Raw genomic sequence first — 14,383 nt, 5'->3', positions numbered from 1 at the left:
TTATCGTGGCTTTGCCTATTTCCCTACCCCAAAGGGGAAAAGGGGGCGTATATAGATAAATCATTTCTTAAAAGCTACAGAACTTATATCCCTTGTTTTTCAGATATACGATTATTTCATCCAACCTGTTATATAATTTATCCGTTCGTTCATTTACTGTTCCGGGATGAATCAGAATAATAGCCCCATTCAATCCTTTTTCGCTTTCGAACTGATAAAGCTGGTCTATCAACTCCTGAGAACTCTTATAATTCTTCATATCAGGAGTAGTATAATCGGCAGGAGTCCTTATTCCCGGCGTATAATTGATTACTTCTACCCCACCCCGCTGCATATTTTTTACATTTTCAGCATTATAATATTCGTAGGGAGGTAAATAGTATATGGCTTTATTGTCGGAGATTCCCCATTTATTCAACTCATCCAAGTTTTTTCTTAAATCGACCAACAAACTATCTGCCGATACCAACGACATACGGTTTTCCCACGATGCATATTGCAGGTGATTATCGGAGTGCCCGCCAAGGTAATGCCCTTGTTGAATGATTTCGCCGACAATTTTCTTGAACCGTTCATTCCTAAGCGTATTTCCTGTAACAAAGAAAGAGCCTTTTATTTTATGCTTATCCAACACTTGTAAGATATGAGGTGCTCCTTCAAATGCTTTATCGGCAGAAAATATCAGGCGAATCTCTTTCTTACCCTTATTTTTTCTTATGGTTGCCCCATAAACATCCAGCTCATCATCTACTTTTTTTTTTGAAGCTTCCCCAGCTTCTCCATTGTCGACAAATAAAATGTCAGGCTTGCCGTCCCATCCATCGTAGGTTCGTTTGACGAATAGTCGCCTGAATCGTCGTGATACACAGCTGCACCATTGTTAAACAGGGCATAAGGATCGTTTTCGCCAATACCAACACCCCTCAGATTGCTGAAAATAGATTTATAGATAGGCCCATCAACCAATCCGCCCGGAGTATTTTCGCCCCTCAGTGTATAATAAGACGAATGTACGTGCATTGGCGAATCGCCGTCGGCAGGCAATCCCGATATCATAGAAGTTCCCCACGGATTGCACCCAAACAGCCAATCGCGAAGTGCCGCTTCCATTTCCAAATATGTCTCGTCTCCACTTGCCTGATAATATAATTGTGCATGTGTTGCTGCGGCAGTCACCAGATTGTTCGAACACCAGATAAAAGGAACACCATTCAGGAACGGGTCGTCATTTTGTTTCGCCCTGTTAAATAAGCAATCTAAGCCCATTTTCATAAAGCCCTGATATTTTTTGCTCATTGCCTCGTCCTTTCCGTTTGCCAGGTAAAAGTGTCCAAGATTTACAAAAGGATAAAACTGATAGTGACGTGCGCGCCCCAGTTCCATCCACGGGGTCACCTCTTCCAACTGTCCCCAGTAATCGGCATCTTTCAGCCAGTCTTTACTTTGCGAGAGGTTGTAGTTGACAGCAGCAGCCAGTTCCATATCATCGACCCAGTTGTCTTCTTCGTAGAAATAAGGAGATACCGTACAGGCTGTCTGATTATTTCCCGGATATTTTTTTCCATAGTCATAAGCCTCCAATCCTTTCTGTACCATCACTTTGCAGAAATCAGGATCTATATCTTTAAAAATCTCTGCACCGAGAGCAAATGCCGAAGCATATTTAGCAGCACTGGAAGAAACGCCTGTCGAACGGTTCATATTATCCTTTTTCAATCCTTGCGGTTTACCCGTTACCGGAAATACAGGGCGTCCCTGTCCTGCTCCCCATCCATAATCAACATAATCACGACTTGGCAGTCGGTATCCTGCATGGTCGCGGTCGTCAGCTATCTGGTTGAACATCAATTCGGCTTCGGGATTCATCCTTACCATCCATTCAAGCCCCCATTTCACCTCGTCCAAAATATCAGGAATCCCATTTGCCCCTTTTTTTCCATCAGCTCCGTATTCATCTTTGAATACCGACTTATCAGGGGTTTGCTGCCATGCAAACAGCATCTGAAAAGTAGTATTAGCCGAAGTTGTCAGGTATTGCAAATAGTCAGAAGCATCATGCCAGCCTCCTCTCACATCTATTTTCGTTCCTTCCAAAGTAGGATGGTCTACGATGAATCCATCGTGCTGATGGCATACTGTATCAAGATAAGGGTTGAATCCGCAACGTTGCTGACGCATATAGTTCAACACATAATCGGCAGCTCCGTCATACACATTACTATTCACCCTGAAGTCAGGGGATTTAACCCCATTACATTCTATATAGTAAACACCCTCTTTGCTGAGACCGGAAAAATTAAGTCTGTGAGCCTGCTTCATACCCCACCTTTCAGCATTGGCAGTTATACCCTTGCCGGAAAACACAATCTTCCCCGTCTTGCTGTCTTTTACATCAAAGTTCAGACCGGATTTGTCATCTAATGAGATAAAAACAGCAACCTTTTTGCTGTCGGGAATATACCCTAACTGATTTACTCTAACCCACGATGATTGTCCGAAAACCGCCACCGTAGAAATTACTGCACACAAAAGTGTAATAATTTTTTGCTTCATAGTAATTTGGTTTTTTATTTATTGTCCTATTAAAAAAGCCTTAGAAATTTAGACAGACTCTTATTCAATTATAATTTCATCTACAAGAACATGAGCATAATTATCTGCCTCAATTTCTACTTTTACATATCTGGCTCTTGTATTCTTCACATCAGCGTTCAAGTCATCCAAAGCATTGAACAATTTATGCTCCGAAAATACTTCGGTATATTCTTTACCGTCCTTCGACACCGAGATTGTATATTTTGCACCTTTCGAGTTCGGCACTAACAGTGTTCCGGCAACAACGGAACTAATCTCCTGCTCCTCATCCAGATCTACTACAGCAACCATCTTTCCGCTAAAACCAAGCCATGCAGTAGTATAGCTGAATACATGACAGTCATTGCCGCGCCTTCCGTCAGTCAACACAGCTTTTCCTCCTGGAGGCTGAAAATAACGGCTCACATCGGTCAGCAATTCAACATTTCTGAGGGTCGTTTTATTCACTGTATAATCCTGCACATACAGGTTATTATCTATCAGTTCATTGCTCCGGTATGCTCTGGCTTTTATTGCTCCTTTTCCTGCCAACAGAACAGGCTCTGTATATCGTTTACTTTTCTGGGTAGGCAATGATCCGTCCAAAGTATAAAAGATATCTGCATTGTCTGGTGTCGACAGTTCTATTTTCAATGTTTTCTTTTCCGTATCTTCTATAAAACTGGCACTTGGCTCAAATGCAGCGGCAGAAAAATTATATCCAAGCTTATTATATAATGAGATAAACCGTTCTGTCCTTTTCAGAAAATCGGGATAATCTTTATTTACATCGTTTTTCCATTGTATTTCGGCCAATGCAGCCAGTCGCGGCAATAGCATATATTCCACATGGCTTTCTTCTTTTATTTGTTCCACCCACAGATTTGCCTGAACCCCGATAATATGTTTGGCTTCTTCCTCTGTCAAACCGCCTGGTATAGGATTGAAATTATATACCTCCTCCATCGTATTAGTTTCGGGAAATGCAGGGGGTTCTGTCTTTGTATTTTCGGTTTGATAGTAATCGAAATACAAATGCGAATTAGGAGCCATAATAATATCGCGCCCCATCCGGGCAGCGATCTGCGCACCCTTCTCGCCACGCCACGACATAACCGTAGCATTCGGCGCCAGTCCGCCTTCTATGATTTCATCCCAACCAACCAACTTACGTCCACGACTACTAATAAACTTTTCAAGCCGGTGTGTCATATGGCTTTGCAATTTGCTCTCTTTGGTATAATCCTTGTCGTCCACCAAGCCCAGCAGCTTAATCTTAGCCTGACATTTCGGACATTCTTTCCATCTGGTTTTAGGACACTCATCACCTCCTATATGGATATATTGAGACGGAAATATTTCGAATATCTCAGTAAATACTTTTTCCAGAAACTCGTATGTTTTTTCGTTTCCGCCACAAAGCACATCCGAATGTATTCCCCATTTAGTTGCCACCTCATACGGGCCGCCTGTGCAACCCAATTCCGGATACGAAGCCAATGCGGCCAACATATGCCCCGGAAGGTCTACTTCTGGAATTACTTCTATATAACGCTGCGCAGCGTATTGCACAATATCTTTTAGTTCTTCCTGTGTGTAGAAACCGCCATGCGGTGTATTATCGTATTCGCCGGTTATAAAACCTTTGATTGTTTCTTTTCGCTTCGAGCCTACTTGCGTAAGCTTCGGATAACTTTTAATTTCTATTCTCCATCCCTGATCTTCGGTCAGGTGCATATGGAATTTGTTAATGTTGTGTAGCGCTAATATATCGATGTACCGCTTAATAAAGTCGACTGTCCAAAAATGACGGCTCACATCGAGCATCATGCCCCTGTATGCGAAACGTGGATAGTCTTCTATCTTTACAGCACTGAATACCACAATTGCTGTTTTATTTACAACGGGGATAGATTTCCTCAGTGTTTGCACTCCATAGAAAAGCCCGGCTTCGTCAGCCCCTTCAATGGTTATATTTATGCTATCTACCTCAAGCCTATACCCTTCAGGATGTTGTATATCATCATTTATTTTCAGGCAAATCGTTTTCTTTAAGCTATTTTCCTGCACCGACGTGTGCGAAAGCCTGTGACCAACCGCCTGTTCGATATATCCGGTTAAAAAACCGGCAACATTCGCAATACCCTTATTACCTGTATCGTAAGTAACTGTTACCAGAGAATCTAATATAAAAGGCTCGCCCTCAACCATCTCTATCGTCTGAGGCAGGGGTATAATATTGTAATTGGCTTCGACAACAACCTTATTGCAAGCCGACAACGAAGTCACAAGTATCATAAACAAAAATAAAAGTCTTCTCATAGTCGGTTTTTTTTAGTGCTATATTACTAGTAAATAGATTTGGTCACAAAGTCAGAATAAAAATCGGCTAATATATCCGTAACATCAGCTGCGTATTTTTCTCCTTTTTCATCAGTAGCCCTTCTCGGGTCTCCTGCTCCGGTATCGGGCGCTATTTTTTCCCAATGTCTTGGTATCCAAACCTGACCTTTGTTGAAGGCTTCGATATTGAACTGGTTAACTCTGCCATCTCCTGCCGTTTCCAAATGTACTAATTGCGGATAATAATACATCATTACCGATGTTTCCATTTCTCCTGCATGGTCGTCAGGTAATTCGAAATACTCTTTTTGGGGAACAACTTTGAACCATTCACAACAGGCAATAACCATATCAGGATAATCCAGATCGAAATCACGAATCATATTCTTAAAGTTGTTACCACCATGCCCATTCATAATGATCAATTTTTTCAGCCCCTGCCTCATCAACGACTCTATGACATCGCGCATTATCAGCCGTTGAGTTTCATACCTGCCATGCAGGCAAAACGGTTGATTGGTTTGTCCGGGGTTCTGGCTGCCAAGAGGAATAGGGGGCAATACCATGCCCCTTATCCCGTGTTTATCAAGAGTTTTATTTACAGAGTCTACCGCTATTGCATAGGCTAAATAACAATCAGTAAGGTATGGCAGATGATTGTTATGTGGTTCGGTTGCACCCCAGGGAAGAATTGCAAAATCGTAGGCGTTGTTTTTTACTACACCATAATTTTCCTGCAACAAATCTATCCCTCTATTTCTCTTAATTCTTGAACTCATAATGTTTAATTACAATTTTGAAACTCTTCTTTTATATTCAAGCAAACAAGTATCCAGACGCTCATGGGCAGTAGTATCTCCCGGCACATTGTGAGATGGATGTATATACAGTTTTACACCCCTATCGGCAAGTATTTCGGCTACTGTAGTGATTGTCATCCAAACCAATGTAACAAATGCCAAAGTAGATACAGGCCCTATCTTATCCTGATGGTTTTTAAGGACAACTGAAGCATCTATCACAGGCACACATGAATCGACAACAACGTCGGCCAGTTCAAACAATGTTTTGCCCGATGGATGGCGGGTTGTTTTGCCCTTAGCTTCGGCAGCAGAACCGTAAACAATTACTTTCATTCCGCGTTCTTTCGCTTCCAGTGCTACATCAATGTTTACATTGTTTATCCCTGTATGAGAGAACAGCCATATACAATCGTTTTTGTCGAAGTCGTATTGTTTCATTATCGCGTTACCATAGCCCTGGCATCTTTCCAAAAACAGGAACTGATTGATACCCATTTGTCCTGTAATACCTGTAAAGAATGTCATAGGAAGCTCTACTATGGGATGAAAACCTACGAATCCACCAATACGAGGATACATTTCTTCGATGGGAATAGTGGCATGGCCGCAACCAAATGTATGTACCCAGTTTTCTTTTTCTATACAATCAGCCATTATTTTAGCTGCTGCTTTGATATTATCCATCTGAGTTTCCTCAATTTTATCCATAATGCCTCTGGCATTCTTTAACCACTCTAATGCTAACATAATTTTTTTCGATTAATTTAGTTTGACTTATTTTTAATGTTAATATATTTTCAAGTCTGCATGGGCAGTGAGTTCGAACAAGGGTAAACCACTCATAAATCTAATGACTATTCAATTTATATGTTTTTTACTCACTACAATCAATACAGCCTGTATTACAACACAGACAATCAGGAATACAGGGAAAATTACTATCTGATACTCTTTAGCCACTACACCCATCAGCAGATTTAAAAGAGAATTGCCACTCAGCGCAATAAACAAAGCAAATCCGATAGCCGTTCCCGACATTTCCTTATACAATGTCCCTATCCGTCCAATTACAATAGGGAACACACCTGCAAGCCCAACTCCGACAGTAAACAGGGCTATTGCACCACCCCAAAATGAACCGGCATAGTTTAGTACTGCTATTCCGGCAGCCAATATCAGCAGCCCTGCATATAGTATATATTGTGTGTTGATTCTTATCAGTAAGTAACTGAGTAACAACCGGGCAACAGTTATTCCGGCAACTAAAGCCGTTAATGACAGAAGCGCCTCATCGTGACCGATATTTGCATTTATCAGATAGGTAGTACTCCAGTTATTAAACAGCCCCTCCAGTCCGCTCTGGAAAAAGAGGATAAAACCCATCAACAGCAATACCGGCTCTTTTATCAGCTTCAGTGCCGATTTAATAGGAAAGCCCTGCTTATACTTAGATTCGGGGAATTTGGTGAACAAAAAATACACAACACTTAATAATATCACCAAAGTAGTCCACCGGAGAATTACTTCATATGAATACTTAGCCGAGAAGAAACTCAATATCAGGGGAACTCCCAAAGCTCCTATTCCATAACACATTCCCAGAAGACTGAGTTTCGAAGCACTCTTATCGCCACTGTATATTTCGGCTACAATAGCATTCGTTTCGCCATTGAGAATACCCCCGCCCAAACCGATTATAAATATAAACAGCCGGAGCACGTTGAAGTTGTCGAAATAGGAAAGCCCCAGCAGCCCCAATCCTACCAAGACAGTACTTGTTATCAGCAGGCTTTTGTATCCGAACCGATCTACCACCGGACCAAACAACAGCGAACCCACCAAAACCCCAATAGGCAGAAATGTAACCAGCGACGACGATTGCATTTCGTTCAGCCCATACTTAAGCGTCATAGCAGGAAGCACAGAACCCATCACAATAAACGCAACACCAAAAAACATCATCCCTATGCAGGCAGCAATGTAAACTCTGGTTTTATCAAAAGTGATCATAGTTTCTCATTTATCGATTTCAAGGCCAGATAGCCTGCTCCATATAATCCCGCATCACCCGAAAGAAGGGAGTATTCAAACTTCGCTTGTTTGATACTGATAGGCTGAGCCCATCGGCATGCCTCATCATATATTTTGTCGATAAACTGCTGAGCCGGCCCAAATACACCGCCACCCCAAATGACTTTTTCGGGATTGAAAAGACTAACTACATTAGCAGCAGCCATGCCCCACAGTTCTATTGCCTTATTCAGCACATGCACAGCCAGAGGATCTTTTTGCATATAAGCAAAGAATACATCATGCGACGTTACATCTTCCGGGTTTTTACGCCTCAGCGAACTTTCTTTATATAAAGGCGCGTTAGATTTCAGCATTGCCCGGGCTTGTTTTGCTATCCCTTCGCCCGAAGCATAAGTTTCGAAACAGCCACACTCTTCATATTCCTCTCTATAAGGTGTTTGCAATGCCATCCAGCCTATTGCCCCAACCACATCTGCATGTCCGTGAACAATATTTCCATCAAGCAGGATACCCAAGCCGATACCTGTCCCTACTGCAAAAAAGACTGCATTATCGCACCCTTTGGCCTGCCCTATCCACCGCTCACCTAATATATAACATGTGCGGTCGCTTGCTACATACACCTTGATATCATATTGTTCTACATGCTTTTCAAGTTCTTCCTGTAGCCGATAGTTAGTCCATTCAGGGATATTGGGTGCCCATACTTCCCCCGTTTTAGCGTCAGCTATGCCGGGGACACATATTCCTATTGCAGTTACTATTCCGGCTTCTTTTCCAAGATAGCCCATTAAATTATCTATCAAAGAACGGATTAGCTCACCCACCTCCTTTCCCTTTCTTTTTTCCAGAAAGAAAAATTCTTTTTTAATGACAGTTCCTTTATCATCAAATATGGCACCAGTGACTTTGGTTCCTCCAAGATCTATTCCTATTACATTCATTATGTTTATGGTATTATTACCCCTCCGAGGTTTTACATTAAGGTTCTCTTATTCAATATTATACTTTAAAGATAGGATACTTACTTCAGATAAAAAAGTTAATATATACACATCATGGTTAATAAATAATTATTTATATGTATAAATATTAATAAATAACTATTTTAGTTAAACAGGTTAAAAAAGAGAAGTGAGAGCAATTCAATTCCAATTACTCTCACTTTTTCGAAAAGGAACATTACTATAATCTAACAATTTGCTATTGTGAACTCCATCCTTTCGACTGTGTCAATTTATACCCTCTACGAGCATATTCATTTATATCATTTTCCCCAATCGGAGCATTATATGCCCTATCGTGTGACGGATCGAATCCATCGCGCGGGTTAGCATCGGCTCCATATATGACATAAAAACCTGTCATGTCGTTTTCATTTGTACCATCATACACAGTCTTAGCATTTATATTGGCCAAATCCTTTACCACACTAAGTTTTCCGATATAAGACTGACTCAACTTAGACGCCAGCTCGGTTTTTGTAACCCACAATCCAAGCCTGTATGTTTTATGCTTATCATTGTAGTTATCCATATATTCGAGTTTACGCCACCTCCTCAGGTCTATGATGCGGGAATGCTCATAAACAAATTCCATACGGCGTTCGCGGCGTATCTCCCACAAGATTGACGGTACATCTGCATCCCTGTCCGGATCGGTAGGAAGGGAAGCCAACACCAACGGGCTTGTCTTCTGCACTCCGGCATCAATCGCTTCTTTAGCCAAATCTCTGTTTCTTATAGCATTTACAGAGATGTCCAAGTCGCTTTGTGTAAGAGGCAATATGCCCATATCAGCTAATTCTGCTTTTGCCTCAACCCAGTTGAGAAGGACTTCTGAGTAACGCATAACCGGAGCAGCCGAAGGGTTGAGACTACCTGACCAGTCGCCGGATGTTTGCCCCATCCTGTCTCTTGGACAAAATTTTGTACCATATAGATAAGATACCGATTTATCGGTGGCCTTATTTTGGAAAGTCGCTTCGAAGCGGGAGTCACGTGTCTTAATCAAACTGGTTATATCGAATTTCTTCGCATCTGTCATAGCTGAGTTTTGCCAAGGCTTCCCATCGGTACAGATATACGACTTTATCAAACTCAGATTTGCCCCGTAAGCCTGCCCTTCCAGTGTATTGCTGGCCGACGCCACAGAGTGCGTAATACTCAAGGTAGAGCTATAGGTACGCGAATAGATAACCTCTCTATGGCTCTTAAGGTCTGTCGATGTAAACAGACTTCTATAATCTCCGCTTATTTGATATTTGTCACTAGACATAACATAATCGGCAGCCTCCATCGCAAATTTGAAATATTTTTCAGCTCTTGCGGGGGCTTCAGTACCTAAACCTGAATGATATTTCTGGAACGAACCTTCTATCAACATAGCACGCGAAATGAAAGAAGCGACAACATATCTGCTCACGTTATTATCATCCATATCTTCATACGATGAACTTGTTCGTACATTTCCCATCGCATATTTAAAGTCTTCATAAACCTTGTCCATCACCTCTCCTCTCGGCTTCCTGTCCTGATATACTATAGCCGGATCGGTAGTATAAGGGTCTATCAACTGATCTACATAAATCATATCTCCAAAAACACAAACCATCTTGCTCGTTTGCAATCCCCTGTAGAAGCGTCCTATTCCTACCCAGTGTCTGTAAGCTTCTTCTGTAAGTAATCTTTCCTCATACATCTCTTCCAGCCGGCTGAGCATCAGATTGATCTCCCTTACTGTTTCGAAATTCCATTGCGGGCCAGTATAACTAGGCATCCATGCTGTTCCGCTACGGGACGAAGGTATTTTATCTTCGAAGTTTGCCTGCTTGCCATCTACTGTTACATCATCATTGAAATAGTATCCTTTGAGCGGAGCGTATTCAGTACCATAACCTGTACTATAACCCGGGAAAAACTTAGGCAGGAATTTATTTGCATAATATCTCACATGGGCTTCTTCTCTCCAGTAGTCTTTTTCATGCACTTCGTTACGCGGATCTCTATCCAGGTCATCATGGCATCCCGGTAGAACCAAGACCAGTAGCAACGCTATATATATAATCTTTTTCATATTCATTTCTTTTATTGGGTTAGAAAGTTATTTGTACTCCACACGAGATTGTCTTAAACGCCGGAGCAGATTGCCCTGTCCTACCGCTATTATATTCCTGCCCTGCAGCTTCGTTCACAAACATAGAGTTTCCTCTGTTACCGGTCACCACCTCAGGATCCATAGGCAATCCGTGCAGGTTGTCGAATGTAAACAAATTTTCGATAGACAGATAAATACGTGCTTTATTCATAAACGCTTTTCTTGTCCACTGAGAATTAAATGTATAACCCAATGTTATATTCTTGATTCTCAGGTACGACATATCGAGCAAATACCTTGTTTGTGTTTGCAGATTGTATCCGGTATTGTTTCCGTACATATTCCATGCACGTGGATAAAAAGCATTTTGCCTGTCGGGCGTCCAGTAATTCGATGCTATAGCCAGCGGCATACCACCATCTCCAATCATAAAGCCTGGTATTGCCATCTGTCCGGAGCCCCACATCTGGCGCTTGCCTATACCTTGTGCATAAACCGAGAGATCGAATCCCTTGTAGTCAAATCCAAGATTGAAACTATATTCATATCTAGGAGTTGTATTTCCGATGATGCTCATATCACCATGATCGTCAATAGATGCTGTACCTGAATTTATTGCACCGCTCCCGTCACGGTCGACGTACTTCACATCACCAGGTCCAAAAATAAACCCTGAGCCTTCAAGATATGTCTGATCGGCTGTATTCGGGTCTTTAAATACATATTTGGTCTTTCCGTCAACGTTTACAGTTACCAAAGTAGCTAAAGAATAATCTTTAGGGTCTGTACCTTCTTTGTGAACAAAATCATTGAAAGTAAACAAACGGTCGGTAGTATATCCCCATATCTCTCCATAGGTTTTTCCCTTATAGTAACCAAATATACCCTTCTGCTGATCGTCGTAAAAATCTGTATATACAGTCTTGGCATCCCATATTGCTGCTCCTCCACGTATAGTCATGCCATTGGCAAAGCGATGTGTGAAGTCCAATGCCAGCTCCCATCCCTTTGTTGTCAACTCCGCATAATTGCCTCTAGGGCTTGCAGCACCTACTACCGCCGGCAATGTTGCACCGCTGGTAATCATATCTTTAGTCTTCTTCTGATACCAGTCGAAAGTGACTCCTATACGATCGTTCCAGAAACGGGTATCGAAGCCCACATCTAGTATTTCTATTCTTTGCCAGGTAAGGCTAGGCTGAACGAATGCCGGAGCTCCATAAGTCGTTACTTTTTGCCCCGAAGAGTTCAGCCACGAAAGGGTAGATTTAGGCATCAGTTCCATATACAAGCCCGAAGGCACACTTTGGTCTCCATTCGATCCCCATGAAGCCCTAGCTTTAAGGAAACTTAGTACGGGATCCAGTGGTTTCATAAATTTCTCCTGTGTGGCAATCCATCCTACCGAGAAAGAAGGGAATGCCTTCCATTTCTTTCCTTTCGGAAACTTCGATGAACCATCGTAACGTATATTTGCTTCAAAAAGATATTTATTATCAAACATATAATTGATACGTCCAAAATATCCTATCTGTGCTTCCCATCCGGCAGTCCCTTCACTGGATGTAGCTGTTACAGTCTGATTTATTTCCGGTTTCTCCGGGATTAATATACCTGTTTTATCTACCTGGCTCCATGTATAATCTTTCGTCACACGATTTGTTCCGGCCATAAATTTGAAAGCATGAATTCCCTCGTCACCCAATTTCAGGTTATATGTCGAATAAACGTTCCAAACAGATTGCTTATCCTGCGAAAATTCTCTTGTATATCTATCTGAACTACCTCCTGCGTTATACTGCAAATAAGGAAAATCGTAAGCCTGAGATACATATTTACCTGAACCGCTCGGCACTACCTCTCCATGTTCGTTCACATATACCGGATTACCAAACCCATCCATTCTCGGTGTAGGGCTTCCCCATATATTCGATGCAAGAAATCGTGTACCAGGCATTGTTACTGTATAATCGTTGCGGGAATAGGTAAAATCGGCAATAATATCCCAATTGGAAGTAAGATTGATAGTTGCTCCCAGATTTGTGCTCGAATAAGCATTCTCGCGCTCGGCAGTATGTGCTGCTCCCATCTCAAAGGCTGCACTTCTCATCGGATCGCCATATTCGTCAATCCCATAAGGCATCACAGGCGTCCACCTGTACATATAATACCAAGGGTCGGCTGTATATGCGCTTGTCGCAAAAGGACTCCTCTTGTTTCTATTCGAGTACATTGCTCCAACCCTGATTGTAAGATATTTATTCAACTCGCTACTAAGCTTCACATTGGCGGTATAACGCTTAAAATCATCTACTTTTGCAGGTTTAAGCATACTGTTTTGATCCAGAAATCCTAAAGACAAGGTATATGCAGTCTTTCCTGCACTGCCGTTAATCGATAAGTTGTGGTTCTGAGAGAACGACCAGTCTTTGACCATATAGTCTGCCGGGTTGTAAAGGCGGACGCCAAAGTTATATGCACCATCTCTGTACCAGTCGCGTCCGTACACCATCGGATCGTTCATCCCGATAGTTCCTCCATAGTTTTGCATCCATCCTTTTGTGCGCTCCAATGATTCACGACTGACTTTAAAAAACGCTCCGATAAATGCAGACGAACCTGTCCTGTCCAAAGCGTCCAACGCATATTCCAACCCTTCGACTCCGGCAAGTTTTATTGTCTTATCCACTGTTTGCCACGACAAGTTGTTACTGTACTGAATGGTGAACTTGTCGCCCACACTACCTTTCTTCGTAGTAATCAGAACTACTCCAAAAGCAGCTTTCGACCCATAGATAGAAGTAGAAGCAGCATCTTTCAATACGCTTATGGTTGCAATATCGTCAGGATTTACCAACTGTATACTAGGTATTTCCACATTATCTAATAATATAAGAGGCTGGGAACTACCTTCAATAGACCCAATGTTTCCACGAATTTTCAGATTAGGCTCCGAACCGATTTCGGTACTAGGCAACGTCACCTGTAACCCGGGAGCAACACCTTGTAGTCCGCGCCCGATATCAGCAATAGGCCTGTTACCTATGGCTTTATCTAAGTCGACAGATACGACAGATCCTGTCAGATTCTCTTTTTTCATAGTACCGTAACCCACGACTACCACTGCCGACAACTCACGTGAGTCTTCGTACATTACCACATCCAGTCTTGGTGTGGCTTGCTGTGTAATAGTTTTGAACCCGATATAAGAAAAAGTTATCTTCGAATTAGCCTTAGGTACAACAGTAGTGAAATTGCCATCGATATCGGTAACAGTAGTGCGATTTGTTCCTTCCACAATAACACTCACCCCAATCAGAGCTTCACCATCTGAATCTGTAACCCGTCCCTCTATCTTTATGCCATCCTGCTGAATACCATCACTTTCTAACATGGAGGCTCTGACCTCACTGAAAGGGATCAATATACCGACAGATAAGATCAATGCGACTATCAGCCTCGCACAAAGTGTACGACCTCGTGTTTTTAATAGTTTCATATTGAAATATTATTTAAGATTATTTTTTTAAAGT

The 14,383-nt window shown here is 42.0% G+C and carries 9 protein-coding genes; all 9 read right to left on the bottom strand.

Translation table 11 applies throughout. The annotated features are described in order from the left end of the window. Positions 1–67 precede the first annotated feature (67 nt). Positions 68–682: a polysaccharide deacetylase family protein gene (locus tag M2448_RS08875; protein WP_280645974.1), complete on the bottom strand. Its 615-nt coding sequence runs from the start codon at positions 680–682 to the stop codon at positions 68–70. Positions 683–747: 65 nt separating this feature from the next. Next, positions 748–2,553, bottom strand: a complete 1,806-nt coding sequence (locus M2448_RS08870; RefSeq protein ID WP_280645802.1) for a glycoside hydrolase family 9 protein — start codon at positions 2,551–2,553, stop codon at positions 748–750. Between the two features lie 60 nt (positions 2,554–2,613). Further along, entirely contained in the window at positions 2,614–4,896 is a 2,283-nt protein-coding gene (locus M2448_RS08865) for a glycoside hydrolase family 20 protein (protein WP_280645801.1), read from the bottom strand. 26 nt (positions 4,897–4,922) lie between these two features. After that, positions 4,923–5,696, bottom strand: coding sequence for a creatininase family protein (locus M2448_RS08860; protein WP_280645800.1), 774 nt, complete (start codon positions 5,694–5,696; stop codon positions 4,923–4,925). Positions 5,697–5,705: 9 nt separating this feature from the next. Next, positions 5,706–6,467, bottom strand: a complete 762-nt coding sequence (locus tag M2448_RS08855) for a sugar isomerase domain-containing protein (protein WP_280645799.1) — start codon at positions 6,465–6,467, stop codon at positions 5,706–5,708. 111 nt (positions 6,468–6,578) lie between these two features. After that, positions 6,579–7,730, bottom strand: a complete 1,152-nt coding sequence (locus tag M2448_RS08850; RefSeq protein WP_280645798.1) for an MFS transporter — start codon at positions 7,728–7,730, stop codon at positions 6,579–6,581. Continuing rightward, the gene (locus tag M2448_RS08845) at positions 7,727–8,698 is read right to left on the bottom strand and encodes an ROK family protein (protein WP_280645797.1); all 972 of its coding nucleotides are present in this window, start codon (positions 8,696–8,698) and stop codon (positions 7,727–7,729) included. The genes M2448_RS08850 and M2448_RS08845 overlap by 4 nt, the downstream gene beginning before the upstream one ends. Positions 8,699–8,957: 259 nt before the next feature. Then, entirely contained in the window at positions 8,958–10,829 is a 1,872-nt protein-coding gene (locus M2448_RS08840) for a RagB/SusD family nutrient uptake outer membrane protein (protein WP_280645796.1), read from the bottom strand. Positions 10,830–10,848: 19 nt separating this feature from the next. After that, on the bottom strand, positions 10,849–14,349 hold the full coding sequence (locus M2448_RS08835; protein WP_280645795.1) for a TonB-dependent receptor: 3,501 nt from the start codon (positions 14,347–14,349) through the stop codon (positions 10,849–10,851). Between the last annotated feature and the right edge of the window lie 34 nt (positions 14,350–14,383).

The sequence above is a fragment of the Dysgonomonas sp. PF1-14 genome, assembly GCF_029892965.1.
Taxonomy (GTDB): domain Bacteria; phylum Bacteroidota; class Bacteroidia; order Bacteroidales; family Dysgonomonadaceae; genus Dysgonomonas.
This window is presented reverse-complemented; position numbering and strand designations above follow the sequence as displayed.

Bases quoted from the DNA above. Each gene is read 5' to 3' on its own strand.
- M2448_RS08870 (WP_280645802.1), bottom strand. From the start codon at position 2,553: ATGAAGCAAAAAATTATTACACTTTTGTGTGCAGTAATTTCTACGGTG.
- M2448_RS08865 (WP_280645801.1), bottom strand. From the start codon at position 4,896: ATGAGAAGACTTTTATTTTTGTTTATGATACTTGTGACTTCGTTGTCG.
- M2448_RS08860 (WP_280645800.1), bottom strand. From the start codon at position 5,696: ATGAGTTCAAGAATTAAGAGAAATAGAGGGATAGATTTGTTGCAGGAA.
- M2448_RS08855 (WP_280645799.1), bottom strand. From the start codon at position 6,467: ATGTTAGCATTAGAGTGGTTAAAGAATGCCAGAGGCATTATGGATAAA.
- M2448_RS08850 (WP_280645798.1), bottom strand. From the start codon at position 7,730: ATGATCACTTTTGATAAAACCAGAGTTTACATTGCTGCCTGCATAGGG.
- M2448_RS08845 (WP_280645797.1), bottom strand. From the start codon at position 8,698: ATGAATGTAATAGGAATAGATCTTGGAGGAACCAAAGTCACTGGTGCC.
- M2448_RS08840 (WP_280645796.1), bottom strand. From the start codon at position 10,829: ATGAAAAAGATTATATATATAGCGTTGCTACTGGTCTTGGTTCTACCG.
- M2448_RS08835 (WP_280645795.1), bottom strand. From the start codon at position 14,349: ATGAAACTATTAAAAACACGAGGTCGTACACTTTGTGCGAGGCTGATA.